Origin of the sequence: Bdellovibrio sp. HCB274 (assembly GCF_047306075.1) — a bacterium.
GTDB lineage: Bacteria > Bdellovibrionota > Bdellovibrionia > Bdellovibrionales > Bdellovibrionaceae > Bdellovibrio.
Genome location: NZ_CP178623.1, coordinates 3,175,388 through 3,201,336, shown reverse-complemented (window position 1 = coordinate 3,201,336; position 25,949 = coordinate 3,175,388). Strand labels below are relative to the sequence as shown.

Below are 25,949 nucleotides of genomic sequence, written 5' to 3'. Positions count from 1 at the left end.
CAGGGCTATGAATCAGGTTCTTTCACAAAGTGAAGTTGATGCGTTACTAGCCGCGGTTTCCGACGGGGATGTGGCGTCTTCTGACTCACCGAAATCCGATGATGGTGGTTCCGGTGGTGGCGGCAGTGGCAAGGTCGAAGAACGTAAGATTATATCTTATGATTTGACCAGCCAGGACCGTATCATCCGTGGTCGCTTGCCTCAGTTGGAAGTTATCTACGAAAAGTTCATGAGAGCTTTCCGTGTTTCTTTGTCTTCTGCTCTTCGCAAAATTGCCTCGATCACTTTGACAGGTACTGAATTTTTGAAGTTCGGTGAGTTTATCAATACATTGCCGATGCCAACGTGCATGTGCGTACTGCGTTTTGGTAATCTGCGTGGTTCGGCTCTGTTTGTTATCGAAAGCAAACTGGCTTACGCATTGGTGGACAGTTTCTTTGGTGGTGCGGATCGTCCCTACACTAAAATTGACGGTAAGGATTTTACACCGATCGAACTTCAGATCGTGCAAAAGGTTGTGGGTCTGGCGATCAACGACCTGGAAACAGCATGGGCTTCTGTTGAAAAAATCGGTTGTTCTTTTGTTCGTACCGAGGTGAATCCTCAGTTCGTGGGTATCGTACCTCCGACTGACGTGGTTATTGCTTCCACATTTGACGTTGAGCTTGAGAATGCATCAGGAACGGTTTCCATCGTTATTCCTTATGCGACGATCGAGCCGATCAAGCAAAAATTATCCACAGGTTTCCAGGTTGAATCTGACCAGACTGACAAAAAATTGTGGACTTCCACAATTCAGGAACAGCTTTTGGAAACAGATTTGGAAATCAAAGTGAACTTGGGTGAAACCGAGATCAAACTTCGCGACATGATGGGCCTGAAAGTGGGGGATGTAATTCCTCTGGATCAGGATGCCACTGGCGAATTCGAAGTTGAAGTTGAAGGCGTTAAAAAGTTTTTAGGTTATTACGGAATACATCATGGAACCGTGGCTGTCCAAGTGACTCGTCCGGTAATCAAGTAGGGGGATAAATGACAGACGATAAATTGGACGATTTGGCAGATCAGTTAATGGCGGAAGCTTCCGGAATGGCGGCTGAAGGTGGCGCGGCTGCCAAGAAAGAATCCAGCAGTGGTTCTTTGACCAAAGACAGAAATCTTAATCTGATTTTGGATATTCCATTGAAAGTTACAGTGGAATTGGGCCGTACAAAAATGCCGGTGAGTGAGCTTCTGAATCTGACTCAAGGTAGCGTAATTGAATTGAATAAATTGGCCGGTGAGCCAATGGAAGTATACGTGAACGACAAGTTGATCGCACGCGGCGAGGCCGTGGTGGTGAATGAGAAGTTCGGTGTTCGTTTGACTGATATTATTTCTCCGGCTGAACGCGTAGAACAGCTGAAGTAAGAGGTTTTTGATGAAGTGGATTCTTTCTCTTCTTTTCGTGATTTCCGTATCTGCCCACGCGGCAGAACAAGAGGCCCCTACCTCTGAGGCAGCTCCGGCTGTATCTGCGGAAGTTAATACTGAGACGGCAGCAGCTTCGGGTGCTGATGCGGTGGCGACCAAGGATTTGCCAAAAGTCGACAATCGTAAAGAGTCCGAGATTCCACTTAATCTGGATAAGCAAAAAAATTCTGCGACGGAAGGCTCCGGCTGGTTCCGCATTTTGATGACCTTGTCTTTGTTGGGTGCTGTGGGTTGTGGCGCATTTATCTTTTTGCGTAAATACTCCGTGCCTAAAGAAAGAAAACATCAAACGCAGATCAAGGTTTTGCAACAGCATTACCTGGGCCCTAAAAGAAGTCTGGCTATCGTTCGTGTTGCGGGCGAATCCATTCTTATCGGTGTTACAGATCATAATATCTCCATGATCAAATCCCTGTCCTTGCTGGATGATGAAGTGCCTGAAGAGGCGCCAAAGAGTTTCGGTAAAGTCATGGGTTCCTTCGTTGAAGATCAGGAAGAGGAAACTGAAGAACCAGCAGCTCGTGTCAGCTTTAAAAGCCGCGCTAAAGATCAGGATGCAGACGATGAGTTTGCGATCAGCGGAATTAAAGACATCGTTTCCAAACGTTTGAAAGGCATGAGGAATTTTCAGTGAATTTTAAGAAACTGACTCTGTGGAGTTTGATTCTGCTTCCGCTGGTGTTGTTGACAAGTTCCCATGCGTTCGCGCAGGTGACTTTACCAACAGTAAACCTGGGTTTTAAAACTTCAGAGAATCCAAATGAAGTGGTAAACGCCATTAAGCTTGTACTAATTATGACGGTGCTGACTTTGGCACCGGCGATCCTGATTATGATGACGGGTTTCACCCGTATTATCATCGTGTTGTCTTTCCTAAGACAGGCGATGGGTGTGCAACAGATGCCCCCGAATCAGTTGTTGATCGGTCTGTCCCTGTTTTTGACTTTCTTTGTGATGCAACCGGCATTTAACGAAATCAATGTTAACGGTGTGCAGCCATACCTGAAAGGCACGATCTCCCAGGATCAGGCCATTGAAAACTCTCTGGCTCCATTGCGCAAGTTTATGTTCAACCAGACTCGTGACGCGGATTTGGCATTGTTCGTAAAACTTTCCAAAGTTGAAAAACCAAAAACGCGTGCAGAAGTTCCGACAATGGTTTTGGTTCCGGCTTTCGTGGTTTCTGAGTTGAAGACAGCGTTCCAGATCGGATTCATCATCTTCCTTCCATTCCTGGTGATCGACATCGTCGCATCCAGTGTGTTGATGGCAATGGGTATGATGATGCTTCCACCAATTGTGATTTCTCTTCCATTTAAAATTATGCTTTTCGTACTTGTCGACGGTTGGGGTTTGCTGATCGGTTCGATGGTAAAAAGTTTCGGTTGAGGTGAGACGTGACTGAAGATTTAGTAATTAAATTAGGCCAGGATGCTTTACGTACAACTGCGATGCTTGCGGCTCCTCTTTTGATCAGCACGCTGGTTGTGGGTTTGGCAGTCAGTATTTTCCAGGCACTTACGCAGATCAATGAGGCGACTTTGACGTTCATTCCAAAAATGATCGTCGTGGCTGCCGTGATTGTTCTGGCCGGTCCATGGATGATGGACGTTCTGACAAGTTATACGTCGACGTTGATTGAAAATATTCCAGTGATGGTAAGGGAATAGATGCTTAATTGGACGGCTTTCACAGAAGGGCAGCTTTTGCTATTTGCGCTGGTTTTCCTGCGCATGATCTCCTTCGTGGTGTCGTCTGCATTCTTTGGTTCTGAAACTATTCCTACTCCAGTTAAGATTTTGCTGTCGATCGTCCTGAGTGTTCTTCTGTTTCCGGTGATTAAAATCGGCAACATCGACTATCTGGTTATCTCCAACGAAATCATATCTTTAGCTGTCCGTGAATTGATCGTGGGATTGTCTCTGGGATTTTTAACCCGGATCTTCTTTTTCATTGTCTCTATGGTGGGTGATCTGACTGCGATGAGCGTGGGCTTGTCGGCGGGTCAGATGTACAATCCTTTGCTGGGTACGACTGGTAATGCGCTTGAATCTTTCTATTCGACTTTGGGAACTCTCGTGTTCCTGGCGATTAACGGTCACCATATTCTGATCCGTGCCATCGTGGAAAGTTACACTTTGGTTCCAGTGAGTTCTTTGAGTTTGAATATCGGGCCCTTTGGTGAAATTGCGGCTTTCGGGCAAACGGCATTTATTTTAACAATCAAAATGTGTGCGCCAGTGTTGGTAACGATTCTGTTGGTCAATCTGGCGATGGGTATTTTGGGAAGAGCAGTTCCCCAGATCAACGTCCTGGTTACGAGTATGCCAGTGACGATCATGATCGGTATGACAGTGGTTTTCATTTGTTTGCCATTGATGATTTTAGAGATGAACGGTCTGGTCGAAATCACGGCCACAGAACTGTTCAAAGTAATGAAAGCATTGTAGTATTTTAAGAGAGAGATGAAGTTCTAGGAAGGAACTAAGTGTCAGGGGAAAACGACAGCGAAAAAACCGAAGAGGCAACGGACGCCAGACGGGAAGACTTTCGCAAAAAAGGTAATGTCGCTCAATCCAAGGAGTTGGCAACAGCAGTTTTGTTGTTGGCAGCTGCGGGTGGTGTATATGCTTTGGGTCGCTTTTTCTTTAAAAATTTCTATGACCTGTTCTTATATTCCTTCGGCCCGGATCTGGTAACGACGATTCGCACGGGCAACTTCACAGAAGCTCTTCAAATGAATGGAGAGAAAACACTGATTCTTATTGCTCCCGTTATGGGAATTGCCGGTTTGTTGGGTGCGGCTTCGACAATTGCGCAGATCGGTTTTCTGCAGGTTGAAGATGCTTTGACTCCGGACCCGAACAAGCTGAATCCCGTAGAAGGCATGAAGCGTATCATGAGTCTTCGCGCGGTGATGGAAGCAGTAAAAGGCATTCTGAAAATGGGTGCCATTGGTTTGGTTTTGTATTTCTTGTTACGTGGGGAAGTTCATCAGATTCCATACATGATGAGTTTCTCGATTGAACAAATCTGCACTTACATTGGCGCTATCGTCGCTAAGCTTTTGGGTGGGGTTGGTGGAATCATGCTGGTGCTTGCGGGTGCTGACTACTTCTATCAGCGCTGGGACCTTGAAAAGAAAATGATGATGACGAAACAGGAAGTGAAAGAAGAGCACAAGCAGCGCGAGGGTGATCCTATGATCAAATCGCGCATTCGTCGTATCCAAAGGGAAATGGCCTCCAAGCGTATGATGGCGGATATCCCGACGGCCGACGTTGTGATCACGAATCCGACGCACATCGCGGTTGTTCTGAAATACTCAGACAACCTGCCGGCACCTCAGGTGGTGGCAATGGGTGCGGATGCTGTTGCAGAGAATATTAAGGCTGTCGCAAGAGAGCACAATATTCCGATCGTTGAGAATAAACCACTGGCGCGAACGATCTTTAAAACCATGAAGATCGGGCAGGTGATCCCAAGAGACCTGTTTGTCGCGGTGGCCGAAGTCCTTTCATATGTTTATCGTTTGCGTAGGAAGAAAAGATAATGGAAGAAGTGTTTCAATTTTTAAAGAGATTCGAAAAGTATACTAAGAATACCGATCTCTTTATGGCGTTCGGTATCCTTGCGATTCTCGCGGTAATGATTATTCCATTACCACCAATGATGCTGGACATATCTCTTACTTTCTCGTTGGCGATCAGTATCCTGATCCTGCTTGTAAGTATCTATACGCAAAGAGCCCTTGATTTCACATCTTTCCCATCCCTGCTGTTAATGACCACGTTGTTCCGTCTGGCACTGAACGTGGCCACGACCCGTTTGATTTTGACTCATGGGCATGAAGGTGAAAAAGCAGCCGGTGATGTTATCGCGTCCTTCGCCAACTTCGTTGTTGGTGGTAACTACGTAATCGGTTTCATCATGTTCGCCATCTTAATCGTCATCAACTTCATGGTAATCACCAAGGGTTCTGGGCGCGTGGCCGAAGTCGCTGCACGTTTCACTTTGGATGCGATGCCAGGTAAGCAAATGTCGATCGATGCGGAATTGAACGCCGGTCACATCACTGAAGTTGAAGCCCGTAAACGTCGTCGTCAGATCGAACAGGAAGCTGACTTTTACGGAGCGATGGACGGTGCCTCTAAGTTCGTTCGTGGTGACGCGATCGCGGGTATCATTATTACCTTGATCAATATCCTTGGTGGTTTGGCAATCGGTGTGATCCAAAAAGGTTTGGATGTGGGCACGGCGGCAAAATACTACACGATGTTGACAATCGGTGACGGTTTGCTGGCTCAGATCCCGGCCCTGATCATTTCCACTGCTGCCGGTACGATCGTAACCCGTACTTCGAATTCAGATAAAGACATGGGTGCAGAGGTTACCAGCCAACTTTTGGTCAATCCTCGTGCCGTTATGATTTCTGGTGGCGTATTGATCCTGATGGGTGTGGTTCCGGGTCTTCCGACAGTTCCATTCCTGATGATGGGTGGATTGTTGTGTGGTGTCTCCTGGGTTCTTAAGAAATACAAAGCTGAAACTGCAGCTGCTGAAAAGAAAGCCCAGGAAACTCAGGCTATCGCTCCGAAAAAAGAAAACATCGAAAGCATGCTTCCTGTCGACATGGTTGAATTGGAAGTGGGTTACGGTTTGATCAGCATCGTTGAATCAGATCAAAGCGGTGACTTGCTTGAACGTATCGTCAGTATCCGTAAGCAGTTTGCTCTGGATCTGGGGATTGTGGTGCCAAGTATTCATATACGCGACAACTTGCAGTTGGCGCCGGGTGAATACCGTCTGATGATCAAGGGCAACAGAGTCGGTGGCGGTACACTTCGTCCTGACGCCTTGTTGGCAATGGATCCTGGCAATGTTTCTGAAAATATTGATGGTATTAAAACCAAAGAACCGGCTTTCGGGTTGGATGCTCTTTGGATTTCTCCGAACCGCAAGGAAGACGCCGAGATCGCGGGTTACACAGTGGTGGACTTGCCAACAGTTATGGCCACTCACTTGACCGAGATCATCCGTTCTCACGCTCACGAATTGTTGGGTCGTCAGGAAGCGGCGTCCTTGGTGGAAAACTTCAAGAAATCCCACCCGAAAGTGGTGGAAGAACTTATCCCGGATCTTATGTCCCTGGGTTCAGTGGTTCGTGTTATGCAAGGGCTGCTTAAGGAGCAGGTTTCCATTCGTAACTTGTTGACCATCTTTGAAACTCTGGCTGACGAAGCTCCGCGCACCAAAGATATCGAGGTTCTGACAGAATCCGTACGCCGCTCGCTGGCTCGCGGAATCACAGCAAAATACACAACGGAACAAGGCAATATCCCCGTGATGACCTTGCACCCGGTTATTGAGGAACTCATCGCCAACTCTCTTCTGCAAACAGAACAGGGTATTCAGTTGGTGATGGATCCAAATACCGCTCATCGCCTGATCAATGAGATCGCGCGTGCAGTGGAAAACCATCCGGAAGTGGCAAGTCAGCCGATCCTGCTGACCAGCCCGACTTCCCGTCGACATATTTACAAACTGACTTCGCGTTTTATCCCTCAGTTGGTTGTGCTTTCGCACAACGAGTTGACGTCAGACGCGGATGTTCAATCGGTTGCCCTAGTGGAGATGAGCCATGCAGGTTAAGAAATTTGAAGCACGTACAATGAAGGAAGCTCTGGAGATGGTTAAGTCCCAATTGGGACCTGACGCCATCATCCTCTCTGCACGCGACAACAACAAAAGCTTCGGCTTGGTAGGGGAAGGCAGCGTGGAAATCACCGCCGCTGTTTCCGAAGAAACTCTGCAAAAAAAGAAATTTGCAGAATCCCGTTTGCGTGAACAGGATCGTGAAAGATTCCTGGCCAGCACGGCTCGCCAGCAAAAAGAACTAATCCACAAGATGGTGGAAAAGCATGTGCAAAAAAGCCAGGCTCCAGCGCCTATCACGCAACGTCGTTACATCGATATCGAAGATGAAAACGAATACGCACGTCAGCAAAAAATGTCCGAGGAGCGCGTAAAAAACGCAGCCCAAAGAGCATTGCACGCATTCCAGGAACAAGAACAAAATTTCCAACCCAAAAAATCAACTCCAGCCCCAGCAAAACCCGCTGCTCAGGGGGTATCGGTCAAGTCAGCGCCCGCACGACCGGCTGCTGACACCGAAGAGATTATGGCATTGAAGCACGAAATTGCTTCTCTTAAACAAGTCATCACTCAGTTCCAGCAAATGCCGCAAACTTTCGTGGGCGCGCATCCGGGTGCCGACTATGGAATCTCTTATGATTTGAGTTCTATTTTCGAAAAACTGACTCGTTCAGGGATGGCTCCGGAAATTGCTGCGGATATCCTGACTCAGGCGCAGGAAACTCTACCGCCATTGAAGTTAAAAAACAAAGCGTTGGCTGAAGCTTTCGTGGCTCGACATGTATTGGATGCTATTAAGATTTCTCAGAATCCGACTGCGGGTAAGATTCACTGCTTCGTGGGTCCTGCCGGCAGCGGTAAGACTTCAGCTTTGATTAAAATGGCCAGCCACATGGTGGTTCGCGAGCGCAAGAAGATTGCGATCTTCACGACCGATACCTTCAAAGTGGGCGCGGCTGATCAAATGAAAATTTATGCACAAATCCTGAACGTCCCGTTTTCTGTGATTCGCTCTCAAAACGACTGGAGCAATCTAATGCGCTATCTGGCGAATGTGGATTGCGTGCTGGTTGACTTCACAGGTCTAAGCCTGAAGAGCAACGAAGAAATTCAAATGTTGCGCAGTCTTTTGCCGCCTCAGGCTTTGAACGCCAACATTCATTTAACAATGTCTTCAAATACAAAAGACGCTGATGCGATCGAGTTGGGTCGCCGTTATTCGGTGATGGGCTATAAGGATGTGATCTTCACTTCTTTGGATGAGTCCACTCAACACGGGACTATCTACAACTTCATGAAGCGTTTCGATATTCCACTTCATTCATTTGGTATCGGTTCACGTGTTCCTGAAGATTTTGAGTTCGCAACTAAAGAGCGTTTGTTGGATTTGATTTTTAAGATTACCAAATTTAAACAACAGGATTCAGAAGCTGTATGAGTCGCTTAAATACTTTTGATTTATATCGCACAAGAACGATCAGCATCACCTCCGGAAAAGGCGGTGTGGGCAAGACAACTTTGGTTGCCAACCTAGCATTGAGCCTGGCGCAAAAAGGCAAAAAAGTTTTGATCCTGGACGGTGATTTGGGCATGGCGAACGTGGATATCATGTTCGGCGCAAAAAGCCAGGGCAGCATTCATGATATTTTGGCTGGTCGTAAAGAGATGAAAGACATTCTGATGGAAGTCTCCAAAGATGTGTTTTTGATTCCGGGTGGCAGCGGTGTTGTGGAATTCAACAACCTGAACCACTTCGAACGCCGTGCGATGGTGGAGGCGGTAAGCTCTTTGCCTATGGGATTTGATTTTCTGTTGATTGATACGGCACCGGGGATTGCGGAAAATGTTCTTTTCCTGAACTCTGCGGCTCAATCTGTCAGCGTTGTGATCACTCCTGATCCTTCGAGCTTTGCTGATGCATACGCATTGATCAAAGTTTTGAATAAGAACTACAAGGTGAATCACTTCTCGATCATCTGCAATCAAGTGCGCGATGAAGAAGAGGGCATGGGCTTGTACAAACGATTCAACGATGTTGTGAATCGCTTTCTGTACATTGGTCTTGATTACTGGGGCTCAGTTCCAAACGATGCGGTTTTAAGAAAAGCAACTCAAATGCAGCGTCTCATTGTGAGACACGATGTCGGTGCGGAATCTTCCAAAGCGATTCGTCAAATATCTGCGCAGATAGAAAATTCCTCAAAGCTAATTGAAGCTAATGGCGGAATGCAGATGTTCTGGGACCAAGTGGTAGGGGTCGCATAAGCGAACAACTGGTCCGATGCAGAATTGGACTTTCAGCACACTTGGGTGTTTGTTAACATAGACTTCAAGAGGGATAAAAATGGGGAAAAATGCGGCTTTGTTGAAGAAGTACAAGGATGAGCCACGTCAGCTTGCGCCGACGAAAAAAGACGACCTTATCAGGGAATACGCTCCACTTATTAAATTTATCGCTCAAAAGATCGCCGTTAGACTTCCTTCTAACATCGAACTGGATGATTTGATTTCTGCAGGTGTAATCGGTTTGATGGATGCCATCGAAAAGTACGATTCCACTCGTGATAATAAATTTAAAACTTATGCTGAATTCCGTATTCGCGGTGCCATCCTGGATGAACTTCGCGCTCAAGACTGGGTGCCACGTTCCATTCGTGATAAGGCAAAACTTTTGGATCGCACAATGGTTCAACTGGAAGCCGATTTGGGCCGTACAGCAACGGACGAAGAAGTTGCTAAAGCCCTTAACGTGAATATCGATGAATTTCACGACTTGGTGAACCAGGTTCGCCCGGTCAGCTTGTTGCCAATCGATCAGGCGACAACTTTCAGTAACACAGACAAAAAATCCATCATGGATATTTTGGAAGGTTCCCGCACAAACAGTCCGTTCAACCAATTGAATGTGAAAAACATCAAAGAAGTTGTAGCGACTGCGATCGAGGAACTTCCAGAAAGACAACGCCTGGTTCTTTCTTTGTACTACTACGAAGACCTGAACCTAAAGGAAATCGGGCAGGTACTTCGCGTAACTGAATCCCGCGTCTCCCAACTCCACGCTCAGGCAGTAACCCGCCTCCGCGCAAAGCTAGCAGCCACAATCGGCGCCGGCGAACTGGAAGTAGCTTAGTCCCAGAATCCGTTTTTGAAAATTTCTATCTAAACCCAAAAAACGCCAGCCACCCTGGCGTTTTTTCTTTTCCCTCCTCCCCCAAAACAGTATCCCGGGGGTATCGGTCACGTCCAATCCCCGTCTGACTCCCGGATATCCACGGCGCCCTCTTGTTTTCAAGTCCGCTTCAACCACGGCACTCCTTCTGCATTCACTCCCTCGCATCTGGGGGTATCGGTCATGCAGGCGGCGTTTCAGACTTACAACACTAAGAACATTCACCGTTATTCGTACGGTGGTACTTTAAGGCGTTCATCCCGGGGGAGAGGTGCTCGCCCGTTGTCATCCAAAGATCCCATTCATCTTGTTTTCAAAGTGAATAAGCACGTTGTGAAAAGGGGCCTTCGCTCCCCCAGAACTTTTGCGCTAATGATCGCTCTAATGAAAAAGTACGCAGCGAAATTCTATGTGGGAGTGGAGCAGTTTTCCATTCAAAGGGATCATGTTCATATTCTTTTGCGGGGGAGTCGTCGCTCGCAGATTCAGAGTTTTTTGCGAGTGGTGGCGGGGCAGTTCGCGCAAACCCTGACCGATACCTTCACGAAGCCGAAGGACGGGGTGAGTGTTTGGTTGCATCGTCCTTTTACTCGCGTTGTAAAGGGATATAGGGCGTATCAAACTGTGCGCAATTATATTCAGCTTAATGAGAAAGAAGCGTTGGGTCGGCCGTATTCGAAAACAAGACTTCGCGGAATGACAGAGGAGCAGCTTCGGGAACTTTGGGCATGACCGATACCCCCAGATCACGCCACTTTGAACGGGGTGACCGATACCCCCCGGGGACGGCAGGGCTTTGGGTGGGTTGAGGGCTTGGGAGTTTGGTGGTTGGCAGGGGTGGGGGTTCATTTGCTGGGAGTCGTGGTAGAATTGGGCTTGATAAAGGAGGTCAAAATGCGAACTCCAACTACATTTCTTTTAAGTGTTTTGTTTTTCTTTTCGTTGCAGGCAGGGGCGGCGCCGATGCCTTCTCAGGCGGATGAGTTGATTAATGAGTATAGTAACTCTCCTGATGCGCAAAGAGCTTCGCGGGCTCCTAATGGGATGTTTAAACGACCGGGTGTAATGCCTTGTCCGGATCAGTCTCAGATGACGAAAATGAATGATCTTGCAAAACTGGAAAATCATAGCAAGGACTGCCATCCTTCTTCGGGAGGTGCGCTTCGCTTGGATCAGGATCGACCTGATGGCGAGGTTCGTGGTTCTGAAGTCCCATCGCAGTTCCACTAAGGTGGGGCTGGGCATTTTAGTTCTGCAAGGAACTTGGAGTATGTCTTGAAACCACTTGAATGTGAGTGAGTGGTTTCAACAATGCTCCGGTATTATTAGATACATGAAAACAGTAATCCAGATCATCACAATCCTTGCAGGCTTTTTCTTAATTCTTCAAGCAACCGCAGCTCAGGCTTCCATGGCGGCTTACCGGGTTAACTGGCGCACGGCCGGTCTGGAGAAGTTAAACACTGACGTTATCTATCACGATGATGTAAAGCCTGAAGTCGATGTTCAGGAAGTGCAGTTTAGCTGGGTTGAAAGAGTCCAAAAGATGAAGTGCAAATTCAAAAGCCAGTTGGCGTTGGATGATTTTAAAGGGCAGACGCAGAATAAAGTAAAAGTGGCAGCCAACTTGGAATGGCAGTTCTAAGGACTACTCTTCCTCTTCGTCGTCTTCTTCCATCTTGGCTTTGATCTTTTTCATAAGGCGGGCTTCCATCTGACGGACCGCCTCGCGAGTGATTCCGTATTTTTCGCCGATTTCCTGTAAGGTCAAAGGCTCGTCATTCAGAATACGTTCATCCAAAATAATTTTTTCGCGATCAGATAACTCGGGACGGATTTCTTCAATTTTGTTTTTCAGGATTTCCAGTTGCTCTTGTTTGGCCAGCTGCTCATCCAGAGGTTGCTGGTCGCCTGGGCTTTTTTGCAAATCACCAAGGCTGGTTCCCGAATCTTCATCAACAGGTTTATCCAAACTAACATCACGACCGGTCATGCGCATCGCCATGTCGCGAACTTCCTCTTCAGGAATTCCCAGGCGAGAGCTGATCAATGCGGTCGTCGGTTCGATGCCCATGGCATCCAAAGCGTTCTTTTCTTTTTGCAGTTGATAGAAAAGTTTTCTTTGGTTTTGAGTCGTTCCAATTCGCACCATTGAATATTGGCGCATCAGATATTCCTGAATGTAACCTTTAATCCACCAAACAGCATAAGTAATCAGGCGGGCACCTTTGTAAGGATTGAACTCACGCACGGCGTGCATCAGGCCCACGTTTCCTTCCTGAATCAGGTCAATCATCTTAGCACCAAATTTGGAATATTCGGCGGCTACTTTCACGACGAAACGTAGGTTGGCTTTTACCAAAGCTTGTGCGGCTTCAGGGTCTTTGGTTTCAAAATATTTTTTAGCAAGAGCCTGCTCTTCTTCTTTGGTCAAAACCCGGTACTTGCGAATTTCGTTTAAGTAAATTGCTAAAGGGTCAGAAGAGGTCAGCGCTTTGGAGTTATCAATCGCGGGAAGTTTTGTACTTTCTTCGGGCTCGATTACATCAATGTCGTCATCGTGTGAAGAGGGAACAGCGTAGGCTTTGTCAGCCTCGGCATGATTCATGTCAGAGGCTGATTCGTCTTCAACGATTTCTGCCACAACATTCTTAGGCTCGACAGAAGCTTTGGCAGATTTTTTTGGCGCAGGTTTTTTCGGGCTGGCTTCCTTGGAAGCCGCCTTTTCCTTTTTGTCTTTCGACGTATTTGAGGATTTCGCCTTGGTTTTTGCCATACAACCTTTTTAAGCCGGAAACATTAGCCCAAATATTTAGCGAGTTTTCTCTCTAAAGTTTCTTGGACCTTACCTTTGAACGGAGTCAGCATCAATGGCAGATCAACTGTTACTGACACCTTACTGCCATTGCCCGCAGCGGCAACATTCATATCCGCCTTGAACTGGGAGCCGTTCATTTTGCAACTCATCGTTCCATCACTGAAATCGCACTTCAATTTGGGATCGAATTTCCTAATATCAAGGTCATTTGCCAAAAATTCTTTTATTTTTTTGTAGGCTTCTGGGGCGGAGTGGCTTGAGTCGTGATTAATCGTGAACTTCGGCATGGTTGGTCCTTTCAAACGTTCGTTTTTTTAGTATATCGCTTCGTTGCGGCGGAGGGGAAGCTTTAAGGCGGGAGGGCTTCTCGCTTCGAACAGTCCTCGCTCGTTTTGATTTTGTGACTTTGACTAGGCTTTTGGCTCGCTGTGGAACTTGCGATAAGCCCTCCCGCCTTAAAGCTTCCCCTCTTCGGTTAAGTGGATTTTTGCAAAAACTCAGTCCTCAGGACGCGTTTGCTTCGGTCGGTGTGAGCGGTGGGCTGGGCTTTGCCGCCGCGTGGGGTGACCGATACCTCCCGAGTTTTTTGGGGGAGGGATTGGGGAGGGATGCGGGGGAATTTTGTGGTGTTTGGGTGCGTTGGGTTTTGACCTTTTTTTGAGGAAATGAGAGTATTTTTGGATGCTTGGGATTGTTCCGGGCGTTCTTACCTTTGATAAGGGTTATCCATGAAGTTTGTTAAGGATCTTAAGAGAACTGATTATTGCGGCAAAATGACGGCTGCTAATGTTGGGCAAAAAGTTGTTGTGATGGGGTGGGTTGATGTTCGCCGCGATCACGGGAATTTGGTGTTCATTGATTTGCGCGATCGCGAAGGCATCGTTCAGGTAGTTCTGGATCCGAATAAAGCTGACACTGCGGCTTCAAAAAATCTTCGTGGTGAATTCGTTATTGCTGTTGAAGGTGTGGTGCGCGCGCGTCCAGATGGAATGAAGAATACAAAAATCAAAACTGGTGAAGTCGAAATCGAAGCAACTCGTTGCGAGATTTTGAATGAGTCCGCGGTTCCTCCGTTCCAGGCAGGTGATAACAACGTAAACGAAATGCTTCGTTTGAAGTACCGTTACCTTGATTTGCGTACAGAGCGTTTGCAGGGTCATTTGATCACTCGTCATAAAGTGGCGCAAATCGTTCGTCGTTTCCTTTCTGATAACGGCTTCCTTGAAGTGGAAACTCCGATTCTTTACAAATCCACTCCGGAAGGTGCCCGTGATTATCTGGTTCCTTCACGTGTGAATCAGGGAACGTTCTATGCGTTGCCACAGTCGCCACAAACTTTGAAACAGCTTCTGATGATTTCCGGCTATGACCGATACTTCCAAATCGCCCGCTGCTTCCGTGACGAAGACTTGCGTGCGGACCGTCAGCCTGAGTTTTCGCAAATCGATATGGAAATGTCCTTCATCGATCAGGAAGACATCATGGCGATGAATGAAAAAATGCTTCGCACGATCTGGAAAGAGATCAAGGGCATCGATGTGGGCGCAATCCCTCGCATGACTTACCAGGAAGCGATGGACAGATACGGCATCGATAAACCAGACACGCGTTTCGGTATGGAGATCAAAGATTTGAAATCCATCGTGGCAAATTCTGGCTTTAAAGTTTTCGACGATGCTTTGGCTCGTGGTGCGATCGTCCGTGGTATCGCGGTTCCTAAAGGTGGCGCGTATTCCCGTGGTCAATTCGACAAACTGACTGACATGGCAAAACGTGCGGGTGCAAAAGGTTTGGTTTGGATCAAATCTGAAGCAGACGGCACATTGTCTTCGCCAGTATCGAAGTTCTTCACGCCGGAAAAATTGGCCGAGATCTTCGCCGCAACAGGCGCTGAAAAAGGCGACTGTGCTTTGATCGTCGGTGATGAATTTGATATCGCGTGCGCGGCTCTTTCGACATTGCGTTTGCACCTGGGTAAAGAGTTGAACCTGATCGACAACAAAACTTATAAATTCCTTTGGGTTGTGGACTTCCCATTGCTTGAGTACTCTCCGGATGAAAAACGCTGGGTGGCTCGCCATCATCCGTTCACTTCGCCTAAGGATGAATCTTTCGACGACTTGTTGGGAACAAACGAAGAAGCTTATGGCAAGATTTTGGCAAAAGCCTATGACCTTGTTTGTAACGGTTACGAAATGGGTGGCGGATCTATTCGTATCTATCGTAACGAAATTCAGCAGGCGATGTTCCGTTTGTTGGGTATGAGCAAAGAAGAGACAGAACACAAATTCGGTTTCTTCCTAGAAGCTTTGAAGTACGGTACACCTCCGCACGGTGGTATCGCATGGGGCTTGGATCGTCTTGTGATGTTACTTTGCGAAACGGATGCAATCCGCGAAGTGATCGCATTCCCGAAAACCGCGAAAGCCACGGACCTAATGGCAGATTGCCCAAGCGAAGTTAAGAACGATCAATTGGCAGAGGTCGGTGTTCGTCTAAGCGCACTTGCGGAAAAGACTCTAGCCGATAAAGCCAAAGAAGGTAAGAGCGAGCCCTAAACGGCCGGATCCTTCGTTGCTTCGTCGTCGGCGTACTTGTAGTACGCCTTCCTTCTCGCGCCTCGGCTGCGGCCGCTTAGAACTCGCTCCGAGGTTAGTTGGTGACTTTGATGTTTCCGGAAGTGGTTAGGATTTGAATCTTGGCCACTTGATCCGGGGAACTTGCCGCCTGGGGATTCATCTGGGCGGTGTTTTCGATTGATCCGCTTTCGGATTTTAATTCAAATTCAAAGATCTGATTTTTATCCACGGTGAATTGCACATTTCCACTGTGAGTTTCAATCTGCACCCGGCCCGAATACTTTTCCGGCAAATATACTGTTGCCATCAATTTGGATTCAGTCTGTTCAGTGTATTCTTCGCCGTTGATGTTCAAATGAAACCAGTGAGCGGATGCGGGCTCCTGCAACTCAAGCTTGATATTTTCCCCGTCAGTCACCTGAAAAACGTAAGGACCTTTTTCGAAACGCGGCGCCATTCCCTCGACCAGAACTTTCATGGTCGAGCCATTATAGGTGCGAATATGAATGGGCATGCGACCACTTTGCAGTTGTATGCTTTTAATTCCCTGCAGGAAATACTCTTCCTGTTCTTTATAGTCATCGTCGCGAACGACCATTTGAGTGACTTTGTTGAACGCCGTGAAAATAGAATCCGGATTGTAAATCGTGTAGCCGATCAAGATGATCATTCCACCGATAAAAATAAAAAACAGGGCGATCATGCCCATAAGTATTTTCTTAAGCATGACTTTACGTTTATCACATTGAAAATGACAAAGAAACGTAATTGAATAAGACACAGATACAGAACAGGAGATCCCATGCAAAGAGTTTTGCCGGAAACGACATTAGAAAAAAACATGATGTGTATGGGCGCTGTTTTTATTGAGGAAAATCATCTTCTGGATGATTTGTACGAAATCATCGGTTCGGATTTGGTTGAAGGTCAGGAGTTGGCAGCTGACGTCAAAGATCAGGTTCTGGATGAGGTCGGTGAATATTTCTTTCGCCTGGACATGAACTGGGGAAACGAAATCAAAGGTGACTGCGTGGAAATTTTGCAGGATTTCTGGGGAGTAAAAAGCCGCGAAGACGCCTTAAAGAACCTGGAAGACATTCGGCAGCAAGGCCACCGGGTCAAATTCAATGTTCTGCGTGGATTGGTTCCCGCAGATGGCGCACTGAATGCTCACGCGCTGGAAAAATTTAAACAGGTTTTCTCTTTTGATTTTACTGAAGACAAGCCAGCGCAAATGTCAGATGACGACTATCAAAAGCTGGCGATGTGGATTCAAAGAACGTTGAAATTTCTGGGGGAGCCGGGGATTCTGGCATGGGATGCAGCAAGGTTTGTGCATCTGGTCCGTCTGAGTTTTGTCGCTGGTTATCTGGATGACAACGAAGCCTGGGCGCACATCTTAAAAATGGCTCCGATTGCAGATGGCAAGTTTTCCAACTGGATGGAGTTCGCACAAAGTTTCCTGATCGGTCGCACATTCTGGTCAGGCAGCGATGATCCCGAAGTAAAAAAAATCTGCGAAAGATTGTTGGGACATCCCGCAAGTCCTTGGAATTTCTATCCACTTTCCTAACTCAAGTCGAAGGAGGCGTTTGCAAGCCTCCCTTTACCACACTTAGGTCCAGAAAGACTTTGAAGGTCTCAAGCTGAGACGTCTTATTCCGATACGCAGTATAAGGAAAACCATGGATGGTTTTTCTAAAAGCACACGGAGGTGTGAGTATGGAAAAGATCAGCGGAATTATTCCAGCAAGTCCCAGGATGAAAATGGTGGAAGTATCTGCGGCTCAACCGGCGCGACCAGGGGCACCTGAGATGGGTCGTCCACAAGGAAAGAATTCCTTGGGGGACAGAATCCAGCTTAGCAAACAACTGGAAGAGATGCGCCAAACAGGAGCACTGCCGACGCCGGACGCGCCGATCAGTTACAAAACTCCAGAGATGAGCAAAAAGAAAGTGATCGAGGATCTGAATAAGAACTTCTTCACGAATCCGAAATCCATTGCTCGCGATAATGCCGAGATGACACGTTCAGAAGAAGCCTTCCAAAACGTCAGTAAGGCGGAAGAGTTCTTCCCTCAGTCATCTCCAACGGCTCAACCAGGAAGCCATGGTCTTCCAGAGAGCAAAGTCGATAAGCCCCTTTAAAAACTCTTAAACCTGAAGGCTCTCGTCCGACAACAAGAATACAGTCGAGCGAGAGTTGAATCAGGCGACGGATTGCAGTGAGATTCCACTGTGGGGCGCCCATTTGAATCAACATTTCCAGGCGAATCAAAGCCTGAGCGGCATCCTGCGCGTGCAGGGTTCCAAAGCTTCCCGCATGTCCTGTTGCCAACGCCATTAAAAAATCCTTTGCCTCTGCACCACGCACTTCACCCATAACCAGACGATCCGGTCGTAATCGCAAAGAGCGTTTAACCAGCTGTGTTTGATCAACATTGGGTAGAATTCCCTGAGGGTCTTCACGCGTCAGAAGTTTCATGCTGGCACTGTTTGGCAGAGCGATCTCGGAAGTATCTTCAATCACGACAACACGCTCGTTCGGATTCAGTAAATTTAAAAGGGAATTCAACACAGACGTTTTGCCTGAGCCTGTAGAGCCAATAACCAGGAAATTCTTTCGTTCACGAATAAGTTTTTTGAAGATCTCGATGTCAGAACTGCGGCACCACGATTGATCTCTCAATTTCTCAAAGGTCCATGGATTCTTGGGGTGACGACGTAAAGAAAGATGGGGATGTGACTGAGTCAGATCTGCTCCGATCAGACTTAACCGAAAGTCCCCGAAACTGCTGTCCGCTGAGGGATGCTCTACGGTGATAAAGCACTTCGCCGCCTGAGACAGGCGTTCAATGCAGTTGCGAAAGCTGATTTCTGACAGAAAACAATCCGCATGCTGCTGCAAACAACCGGCTTTTTCAAACCAGATGTTCTCGGGTCCATTCACAAGAATCTCGCTGATGGATTCATCTTCCATCAAAGTACACAGGGGACCCCAGGAATAGTATTCATCGCGGATGCGCCGAGCTACCTTGGAATCCAATGCTTGAGTTTCCTGCTGAATCAGCAAATCCATCTTCTGCGAACGAAGTAAAGATTCCTCGTCGGGTGAAAGCAGTAATTCGTTCAAAGGAATATTTTGAATCTTTGTTTGCAGGTCTTGAAAAATAGCGACCAGATTACTGTTCATTTTGAATTCGTCCAATGTGTTGTGGGGAAGATTCGATATTGTCATTTTCGTTCATGATTGTAGGGCGCACAAAGATCACCAGCTCTGAGCGTTCTTCGCTAAAGTCCTTGCTGGAAAAAAGAGGGCCAAGGATCGGAAGCCTGGAAAGTAAAGGAAGGCCCTCTGATGTGTTGCCGTTTAAATTCTTCAACAAACCTGAAAGGGCAATCGTCTGAGGGCGAGTCAGGTCAAAATGACTGGATACGCGATTGGTTAAAATTCCCGGTATGTCATCAACGGATGTGGCTTTGTCCAATGTGGAGATCTCAGTGTCCAAAGAAAGACTGATACGGCCCGAAGAGTCAGCGCGAGGGCGAACGCGCAAGAGAATGCCGTAACGTTTCCACACAATGTCCTGAATTTTGTAATTCATAATTTTGATTGGAAATTCCCCACCCGCCAAAAACTCTGCCTCGTTACCACTGCGACAAATGATGTTGGGACTAGCTAGAATTTTTCCATAGCCATTGCTTTCAAAAGCTTTCGCCATGAATTCAGCGTCCGTAAACTTGGTTCCGCCTTCAGCAAGTAGTGTCGCGGAATATGTCGAGGGCCATTTAATTCCATATTTAAGAGCTGCAGAATGTTTTACTTCCGCCACGGTGATCTGAATTTTAACGGTGGGAGCAATATCAATACTGTTTTGATCTCTAACCACCAAAACGCCAAACGGACGAAAAATCTTTTCGTACTTTTTTATCAAAGCATCATTCCCGGCCGCGCGAACTTCCGGTGATGGCAGGAAGATCACTGTTTGTGGCGGAATCTTCGCTTTAAATAAAAGATCACTGAAATAGCGCTGACTTTCAGTTTGTAAGGCAGGGGAAAGAACCGCCCGCATCTGATAGGACGCTCCTGAAGATTTCAACGACTCACCCAAGCGAATCCAGTCCTGCATGCGATACAACCGCCCGGTCACCAGCAAATCGCCATCGCCCACTTCAACATTCAGTCCCACAAATTTAGCCAAGTGCTTTTTTAAATCCGCAAAGGCCGCACGTTTTGCAGGATGCAAAACCTGAATGCGGTAAAGCCTGTCATCAATGCGGGCATTGGTCAGTCCTTCACTGGTTCCTTTCAACTGTAGACGCGATCCCACCGCATCCGCTTTGAGTACAGCACGATCCTGAATCCAGACCGAAGATCTTGGGCTTAGCGAAAGAGAAGTGGACTCACCCAGGGAAAGAATAATTTCTGTGGGTGCAGCGGGGGAGCTTAGAGCGATTAAGATAGTGAAAATAAAAGAGAAAGTTTTCATGGGAGCCTGCCAGAGCAAGCTCAGGACGCAGTTCTCGTAGATTCATGGCCACATGAACCAACGAGATCCGGACATTCTACGGATTAGCCAGCGGAAGCTCGAAAAATACCATCACTCCCAGATCTGTATTATTGAACTGCAACTGGGATTTGTGTGCTTTTAGGATGGCCTGACAGATAGTCAAACCCAAGCCCGTGCCGGTTGAGTGGTGCATGACATCTTCATCGATATAAAATGGTTTCATGATTTTATCGATGACTCGCGTGGAGAGGTGAGGGCCTTTGTTGGAAACGGAAAATCGAGCCACGTTGCCGTCGGCAGCGACTTTAACTTCGATCTCGCTGGATTCCTGACCGAACTTGGCAGCATTGTGAATCAAGCGTTGCATAACTTGTTTTACCAAGCGCACATCTGCCAATACTCCCATTGGGGAAATGTCGCTGTTAATTTTAAGCTGTTTTTGATTCAGCAGATGCACAACTTCTTTTGGAAGTTCATCGAATTCTGAAAAGGCCACGTTCTGCACATCAATTTTAAGTTGATTGGTTTCCGCACGCACGATTAACAGAACATCATCCACCAGACTTTTTAAACGGTCCGCACTGCGAGAAATGCGATTCACCATCAGCTTGTCTTCATCAGCCAGTGACGACTCACTTAACAAAGCGGAAAAGCTTAGTATAGAAGTCAGCGGAGTTTTCAATTCGTGATTGATCAAAATCATAAAGTTGGATTTTGCAACGTCCAGACTTTTCAATTCCTCCAAAGCCTTGGCCAGCTCGGAGTTGCGGGACTTCAACTGCTGACCCAGTTCAAATCTTTCCACCGCGTGATCCACGGTGTTTGAAAGATCCACGGGATCCCAGGGTTTAGTCAGGTAGCGAAAAATCTGACCTTTATTTACAGCTGTGATGATGGATTCCAGATCGGTATAGCCAGTCAATAGAATGCGAATTGTCTCAGGATAGGAATCCAGAGTTTTTTCCAAAAACTCCACTCCTGTCATTTCGGGCATTCGTTGATCGGTGATGATCAAAGCCAAGGGGCCTCGATGTTGGTCGAGAATCTCCAGGGCCTGTTTTCCAGATGTGGCCTTTAGTACAGTATATTTCTTGCGAAACAACCGTTCCAAAGCCTCGACATTGTCAATTTCATCGTCAACACAAAGAATTGTGTGCTTGCTCATATGAAGGTAGTGTAGGATTTGAAATGTACGAGTGCAAAGTATTTTCGAGAGGTACTTTAGTTGTCATGGAGGACGACGAGCTTGGTCCAGTTTACTCATATTTTGGTCGGGAGTGATCAATTTTGAGTCAAGTCTCCGTCCATTCCTGACGATAAGTGAAACGAATAGTGCTTATTATTTTCAGGAGATCGAGTATGAAATTATGGATTCGCGTTGCAACCCCAATGGCAATTGTTTTGGGTTTTGCAGTGAATGCACAAGCTCAAATGTACGGTGTGGGATTAGCGGGCGGTATGCAGGCATGTCCTTATAACTACGGTGCCGGTCAGGCTGCGACATCTGAAGATGATGCTGTTAGTGAAATTCAGCAATCCATCGCGCAAATGCAAAAAGACAAAGCAGAAAAGAAACGTGAGCTGCAAAAAGCAGAACGCGACATGAAGTATGCAAAGCGCGATATCGACGACGTTATTTCCTCTGATTATTCTTCAACTCTTTATGAGCATATGGACAATTCACGTTCCTGCAGCGAATACCAGGGCTATATGCCAAATGGTCCCATCGTAACAGCGGACATGGGTGAAGACGAAGCTCAGCCACAGGACGATGAAGGTAAATCCACAGCAGGCAGTTTCTCTCCGGTAGAGTGGAATGGTACTGATGGTGGCCGTAACTATGTATGTAACAGAAATCAACGTGGTTCCGTAAACCCTGGTGTTTGCGTTACTCCAAAATTCCAAAACAAAGATCGTCGTGTTGGTAATACTGAAAAATGTAAGAAGTCTTTGACGGCTTACGGTAAGTCCGTACAAACAGCGAACAGACTTCGTGATGATATCGAGGCGATCGATCGCTCTATTGAATATGCAAAAGATGATTTGAAAGACGCGCGTAAAGACGCTCTTCAGGCAAGACAAGATGCCCAACGTGGTACCACTGAAGCAGGTATCTGTACGACAGGTGACTGTGCGACAACTGGTAACGGTTATCGCTATGTGAAACCTCAAACTGACTGGACGAGTGTTATCGCCAATGTTGGTATGGGTATCCTTGGTATGTACATGGGTAAACAAGCTAACGAATATTCTGTGGATGCGGCTGCAAACCTTGGTTATCCGATGAACCCAACTCCTTATTGGATGGGTGGTATGCCATATATGGCGACGGGTCTGACTCAGGCATTCGCTGGTGGTAGTGGTGTTTACGGTGCTCAAATGAGCAGCGGTATCGGTGCTGGTGGCTTTGGTTGTTACGGTCAAAACGGTGGTCCTTACGGTATGTACGGTCCATACGGTGGTGCAAACGGTACTGGCATGTGGGGTAACCCATATGCAATGGGTATGATGAATCCATACGCTCAAATGGGTGGTGGTATTTATGCTCCTGGCATGGGTCCTTGGGGTGTTGCCGGTCCTTGGGGTATGGGCATGGGTCCATACGCTAACGGTGGAGCTAGTTTCGTAAATGGTATTGCCAACGGTTTCATGGGTTCATATCCAGGCGGTATGATGGGTTCCATGATGGGTGGTAATATGATGGGTAACATGATGGGCACCTACATGGGTGGCGGCATGGCTTATCCAGGTGCGATGATCGGCGGCATGGCGAGCGGTGGCATGTACATGGGTGCATACCCAGGCGCTATGATGGGTTCGATGATGGGTAACATGATGGGCGGTATGATGGGCTCTTATATGGGCGGCATGTACAGCGGCGGCATGGCTTATCCAGGTGCGATGGTTGGTGGTATTGCCAGCGGTGGAGCATTCATGGGCGCATACCCAGGTGGTATGATGGGTTCCATGATGGGAGGCATGGCAGGCTCTTATATGGGCGGCATGTACAGTGGTGGAATGGCTTATCCGGGTGCGATGGTCGGCGGTATTGCTGGCGGTGGCATGTATATGGGTTCGATGATGGGCTCTTATATGGGCGGCATGGCTGGTTATATGGGCTCAATGATGGGTGCGATGTCCAGCGGTTACGCGGGTGATATGGGTATGATGCAGATGCAACAGCAAATGATGCAAATGCAGATGCAACAATATCAATCTGCGATGGCGCAACAACAGGCTTACATGCAATCTCAAATGCAACGTCAGCAGGCTTCTGCGAGCGTGGTTTCAGAGATCATGAACCTGCAACAAAAACTTTATTACATCCAATCCGGCGCCTTCTCGGGTAGCACGGGTTACATCGGTGGTTCTGGTTCATCTGGCTACTATCCAGTAGGTGCTTACAGCACGACGACGATGCCAGGTGGTGTGATCATGGGTGGCAGCGGTACAGCAACGACACCGATTGGTGGAGGCGTAACGGTGCCAGGTTCGATTCCAGCTCCCACAGGAACAACTGGAACGGGTGTTGGCGTCGGCACAGGTCGCTAATTTAGAAATTAAAACTTAAAAAACATAAGGCCCTCTGGTAAAATAGAGGGCCTTATGCATTTAAAGATCCCGCGTCTTTACGACAGTCATACTCACTTTTTAGCGACCGGTGAATTCGCCACGGGCCTGATGCTATTCGATCTTCCCAGTGCGGAAGCAGTTCGTTACGTTTCTTTGCAGGATAAGACTGCATTTCGCGGCGGCTGGTTGGTGGGCTTTGGCTGGGATGAAAATAAGTGGGCTGATAAAAAGCTTCCTAACAAGCAGCAGCTGGATGAAATCTTTCCGAATTATCCAGTGTACCTGTGTCGCGCCGACGGTCACACCGCATGGGTGAATTCAGCTGCATTGAAAGAGTTAGGATTGCAGTCCGATTCAGGATTGCTATCAGAAAAAGACCATCTGCAAAGTTTCGAAAGAATTCCGCCTTTTGCCAAAGCTCAGCAGCGCCAGCAAATTCTGGCGGCATGCAAGCTGTATAACCGCGCAGGCTTTACACATATTCGCGACATGTCCTGCACCGATTCCCTGTGGAATCTGTTGGTCGAAATGGAAGAGGCGAATGAGCTGACCCTGGCCATTGAGGAAAACTACACCGTACACGAGTTAAAACAATTGGACGGCGCTATCGCCTCTGTGCTGACGGCCAAAAAAACTCCAAGCCGATTGTTGCGCGCTAAAGGTATCAAATTTTTCTATGATGGCTCATTAGGATCAGAAACCGCTTTGTTGTCCCGCCCTTACAATGGCGAGGGAAATAATTACGGAAAAACTTTGTGGTCTTTGGAAGATGCTGAAGAGCTGTTGAAGCTAACCTGGTCAGCAGGCCTGGAAGTATCCGTTCACACGATTGGGGATGAAGCTGCCCACCAAATGGTGAAGGTGGCGCGCGCGGTTTCTGCAAAAGGATTTGTTGGACGTTTGAATCTGGAGCATGCGCAAGTGCTGCGCCCGGAAACAATTCAAATGATGAAGCCTTTGCACGTGCGCTGTCACATGCAGCCTTGCCACTGGTTAAGCGACCGTCAGTGGTTGCAGCAAAAGCTTCGTGGACTGTATTCCTATGCATTTCCTTGGGAAGCTTTGAAAAATGCGCAGATTCCGATTTCATTCGGTTGCGACAGTCCGATAGAACCGAGTTCTTTCTTTGCAAACCGTCATGCTTTGGAGGAAAGCCCCAAAGATCGCATCAAACGCTTTACCGGAGATCTTGGTGTTTATCATGGGCATCCGGATGCGACTTACACGGATTCTTGGACCGTCATCGATGGTGATAAAATCCAGGAAGTCGTCTTTGACGGAAAAACTTTGGACTTGGGCCTTTAGGGTTTGGTAATAACCAGAGTCTTGTCTTTAAGACCGTAAGCAATTGCTCCACCAATCAGAAGTAAACCCGCAGGATAAACCCAGGTTTTGTTGCTTTGAACCCATTCTGAAAATGATGATGAAGTCTTCGGATTGTTGATGGGCTGAACGCAGTCTTTTTTAAAGAACGCCGTGCCCGAATTTATAATTTCAAAATCGTCAGTGCTCGCCGTAAATCCCCGGCAGGAGCCTTCAACCAATAGTTCTGCCGCAAAATGCTGTTGCATAAACTGGGAGTAAGTACCCTTAAACACCACGGTCTTGTGAGTGTCAGACAGTAACGTAAATTGATAGACCGCTTCGTCAGAGATTTCCAAATGGGAAGCGGTAGTTAAAGAAAAAGCCGATGACTCGATCATAAGGACTGAAGTAAAAGGCCATTGCCGATTGATTGCCTGAAAGTCCACGGTAACTTTTCGGCATTTTTCCAAAGGGATTTCCAAAAGAGCCCGCGCCTTGCAATTCAAGATTTTGATTGGCTGAGTGTTTTTAAAGTCAGATCTCTCCAAAAGCTTGGTTGTCAGATCAAAAAGAAAATTCAAAGAAGTCGGACTAAGTACACTGTTGTTGGCAGTATTACTTAAGTTTGTGGTGATCAACTCCGCTGGGGCATCCATACTTTCCGCAATTCGAAAAAGATCCTCTTCCTGACGTGGATTTTCGCTGCGTTTTTCAGATTGATACTGACTGTGCGATTTCATCGCAGGATGTTCCTTTAAAAACTCCCGATAGCCTTCAGGACTTGCGCCCGCAGCTTGAATTACAACGCTGGCATGACTGCGCGCCACCGCGAAACACGCGATGAAAAAGAAAATAATCTGTTTCAT

26 protein-coding genes are annotated in these 25,949 nt (G+C 47.3%); 19 read left to right on the top strand and 7 right to left on the bottom strand.

Translation table 11 applies throughout. The annotated features are described in order from the left end of the window. The first annotated feature begins 7 nt into the window (after window positions 1–7). From fliM to ACLWNV_RS15450, 14 genes are all read left to right on the top strand, one after another. Window positions 8–1,024, top strand: coding sequence for a flagellar motor switch protein FliM (gene fliM / locus ACLWNV_RS15515; RefSeq protein WP_413585348.1), 1,017 nt, complete (start codon window positions 8–10; stop codon window positions 1,022–1,024). Between the two features lie 8 nt (window positions 1,025–1,032). After that, window positions 1,033–1,410 carry a flagellar motor switch protein FliN gene (gene fliN / locus ACLWNV_RS15510; protein ID WP_413585347.1) on the top strand — a complete coding sequence of 126 codons (378 nt, stop codon included), beginning with the start codon at window positions 1,033–1,035 and terminating at the stop codon, window positions 1,408–1,410. Window positions 1,411–1,420: 10 nt separating this feature from the next. After that, complete coding sequence (locus tag ACLWNV_RS15505) at window positions 1,421–2,107, top strand: FliO/MopB family protein (protein ID WP_413585346.1); 687 nt, start codon at window positions 1,421–1,423, stop codon at window positions 2,105–2,107. Beyond that, window positions 2,104–2,862: a flagellar type III secretion system pore protein FliP gene (gene fliP, locus ACLWNV_RS15500; RefSeq protein ID WP_413585345.1), complete on the top strand. Its 759-nt coding sequence runs from the start codon at window positions 2,104–2,106 to the stop codon at window positions 2,860–2,862. The genes ACLWNV_RS15505 and fliP overlap by 4 nt, the downstream gene beginning before the upstream one ends. An 8-nt stretch (window positions 2,863–2,870) precedes the next feature. Beyond that, the gene (gene fliQ / locus ACLWNV_RS15495) at window positions 2,871–3,143 is read left to right on the top strand and encodes a flagellar biosynthesis protein FliQ (RefSeq protein WP_413585344.1); all 273 of its coding nucleotides are present in this window, start codon (window positions 2,871–2,873) and stop codon (window positions 3,141–3,143) included. Next, window positions 3,144–3,923 carry a flagellar biosynthetic protein FliR gene (fliR, locus tag ACLWNV_RS15490; protein WP_413585343.1) on the top strand — a complete coding sequence of 260 codons (780 nt, stop codon included), beginning with the start codon at window positions 3,144–3,146 and terminating at the stop codon, window positions 3,921–3,923. A gap of 38 nt (window positions 3,924–3,961) precedes the next feature. Then, window positions 3,962–5,026, top strand: coding sequence for a flagellar biosynthesis protein FlhB (gene flhB, locus ACLWNV_RS15485; protein ID WP_413585342.1), 1,065 nt, complete (start codon window positions 3,962–3,964; stop codon window positions 5,024–5,026). Beyond that, on the top strand, window positions 5,026–7,125 hold the full coding sequence (gene flhA / locus ACLWNV_RS15480) for a flagellar biosynthesis protein FlhA (protein WP_413585341.1): 2,100 nt from the start codon (window positions 5,026–5,028) through the stop codon (window positions 7,123–7,125). The genes flhB and flhA overlap by 1 nt, the downstream gene beginning before the upstream one ends. Beyond that, entirely contained in the window at window positions 7,115–8,566 is a 1,452-nt protein-coding gene (gene flhF, locus ACLWNV_RS15475) for a flagellar biosynthesis protein FlhF (protein ID WP_413585340.1), read from the top strand. Before flhA ends, flhF begins: the two co-directional genes overlap by 11 nt. 38 nt (window positions 8,567–8,604) lie before the next feature. After that, window positions 8,605–9,393 carry a MinD/ParA family protein gene (locus ACLWNV_RS15470; RefSeq protein WP_413587645.1) on the top strand — a complete coding sequence of 263 codons (789 nt, stop codon included), beginning with the start codon at window positions 8,605–8,607 and terminating at the stop codon, window positions 9,391–9,393. A 79-nt stretch (window positions 9,394–9,472) separates the two neighbouring features. After that, window positions 9,473–10,258 carry a FliA/WhiG family RNA polymerase sigma factor gene (locus ACLWNV_RS15465; protein WP_413582616.1) on the top strand — a complete coding sequence of 262 codons (786 nt, stop codon included), beginning with the start codon at window positions 9,473–9,475 and terminating at the stop codon, window positions 10,256–10,258. Window positions 10,259–10,681: 423 nt separating this feature from the next. Continuing rightward, a complete protein-coding gene (locus ACLWNV_RS15460) occupies window positions 10,682–11,029 on the top strand; it encodes a transposase (RefSeq protein ID WP_413585339.1) in 348 nt (115 codons plus the stop codon). Between the two features lie 162 nt (window positions 11,030–11,191). Beyond that, a complete protein-coding gene (locus ACLWNV_RS15455) occupies window positions 11,192–11,527 on the top strand; it encodes a hypothetical protein (RefSeq protein ID WP_413585338.1) in 336 nt (111 codons plus the stop codon). Window positions 11,528–11,630: 103 nt separating this feature from the next. Continuing rightward, window positions 11,631–11,942 (top strand): hypothetical protein, encoded by a 312-nt coding sequence (locus ACLWNV_RS15450; protein WP_413585337.1) that lies wholly within the window; start codon window positions 11,631–11,633, stop codon window positions 11,940–11,942. Between the two features lie 3 nt (window positions 11,943–11,945). On the opposite strand, the gene ACLWNV_RS15445 is transcribed toward ACLWNV_RS15450, so the two are convergent. After that, window positions 11,946–13,073 (bottom strand): RNA polymerase sigma factor RpoD/SigA, encoded by a 1,128-nt coding sequence (locus ACLWNV_RS15445; RefSeq protein ID WP_413585336.1) that lies wholly within the window; start codon window positions 13,071–13,073, stop codon window positions 11,946–11,948. Window positions 13,074–13,096: 23 nt separating this feature from the next. Beyond that, complete coding sequence (locus ACLWNV_RS15440; protein ID WP_340597621.1) at window positions 13,097–13,402, bottom strand: polyhydroxyalkanoic acid system family protein; 306 nt, start codon at window positions 13,400–13,402, stop codon at window positions 13,097–13,099. A gap of 441 nt (window positions 13,403–13,843) precedes the next feature. Here ACLWNV_RS15440 and aspS point away from each other — a divergent pair, with 441 nt between their 5' ends. Next, a complete protein-coding gene (gene aspS / locus ACLWNV_RS15435; protein WP_413585335.1) occupies window positions 13,844–15,673 on the top strand; it encodes an aspartate--tRNA ligase in 1,830 nt (609 codons plus the stop codon). A gap of 94 nt (window positions 15,674–15,767) precedes the next feature. On the opposite strand, the gene ACLWNV_RS15430 is transcribed toward aspS, so the two are convergent. Then, window positions 15,768–16,421 carry a DUF4097 family beta strand repeat-containing protein gene (locus ACLWNV_RS15430; RefSeq protein WP_413585334.1) on the bottom strand — a complete coding sequence of 218 codons (654 nt, stop codon included), beginning with the start codon at window positions 16,419–16,421 and terminating at the stop codon, window positions 15,768–15,770. Between the two features lie 75 nt (window positions 16,422–16,496). Here ACLWNV_RS15430 and ACLWNV_RS15425 point away from each other — a divergent pair, with 75 nt between their 5' ends. Together ACLWNV_RS15425 and ACLWNV_RS15420 are read left to right on the top strand one after the other, a co-directional pair. Next, the gene (locus ACLWNV_RS15425) at window positions 16,497–17,267 is read left to right on the top strand and encodes a DUF1266 domain-containing protein (RefSeq protein WP_413585333.1); all 771 of its coding nucleotides are present in this window, start codon (window positions 16,497–16,499) and stop codon (window positions 17,265–17,267) included. 149 nt (window positions 17,268–17,416) lie between these two features. Further along, window positions 17,417–17,842 (top strand): hypothetical protein, encoded by a 426-nt coding sequence (locus ACLWNV_RS15420; RefSeq protein ID WP_413585332.1) that lies wholly within the window; start codon window positions 17,417–17,419, stop codon window positions 17,840–17,842. Here ACLWNV_RS15420 and ACLWNV_RS15415 read toward each other — a convergent pair. The 3 genes from ACLWNV_RS15415 to ACLWNV_RS15405 form a co-directional block, all read right to left on the bottom strand. Continuing rightward, the gene (locus ACLWNV_RS15415) at window positions 17,748–18,887 is read right to left on the bottom strand and encodes a CpaF family protein (RefSeq protein ID WP_413585331.1); all 1,140 of its coding nucleotides are present in this window, start codon (window positions 18,885–18,887) and stop codon (window positions 17,748–17,750) included. The genes ACLWNV_RS15420 and ACLWNV_RS15415 overlap by 95 nt on opposite strands. Next, window positions 18,877–20,184: a pilus assembly protein gene (locus ACLWNV_RS15410; RefSeq protein WP_413585330.1), complete on the bottom strand. Its 1,308-nt coding sequence runs from the start codon at window positions 20,182–20,184 to the stop codon at window positions 18,877–18,879. The genes ACLWNV_RS15415 and ACLWNV_RS15410 overlap by 11 nt, the downstream gene beginning before the upstream one ends. A 76-nt stretch (window positions 20,185–20,260) precedes the next feature. After that, window positions 20,261–21,370: a response regulator gene (locus tag ACLWNV_RS15405; RefSeq protein ID WP_413585329.1), complete on the bottom strand. Its 1,110-nt coding sequence runs from the start codon at window positions 21,368–21,370 to the stop codon at window positions 20,261–20,263. A 194-nt stretch (window positions 21,371–21,564) separates the two neighbouring features. On the opposite strand from ACLWNV_RS15405, the gene ACLWNV_RS15400 reads away from it, so the two are divergent. Then, complete coding sequence (locus ACLWNV_RS15400; protein ID WP_413585328.1) at window positions 21,565–23,757, top strand: hypothetical protein; 2,193 nt, start codon at window positions 21,565–21,567, stop codon at window positions 23,755–23,757. 54 nt (window positions 23,758–23,811) lie between these two features. Beyond that, complete coding sequence (locus ACLWNV_RS15395; protein WP_413585327.1) at window positions 23,812–25,083, top strand: amidohydrolase; 1,272 nt, start codon at window positions 23,812–23,814, stop codon at window positions 25,081–25,083. Here ACLWNV_RS15395 and ACLWNV_RS15390 read toward each other — a convergent pair. Next, a complete protein-coding gene (locus ACLWNV_RS15390; RefSeq protein ID WP_413585326.1) occupies window positions 25,080–25,949 on the bottom strand; it encodes a hypothetical protein in 870 nt (289 codons plus the stop codon). The genes ACLWNV_RS15395 and ACLWNV_RS15390 overlap by 4 nt on opposite strands.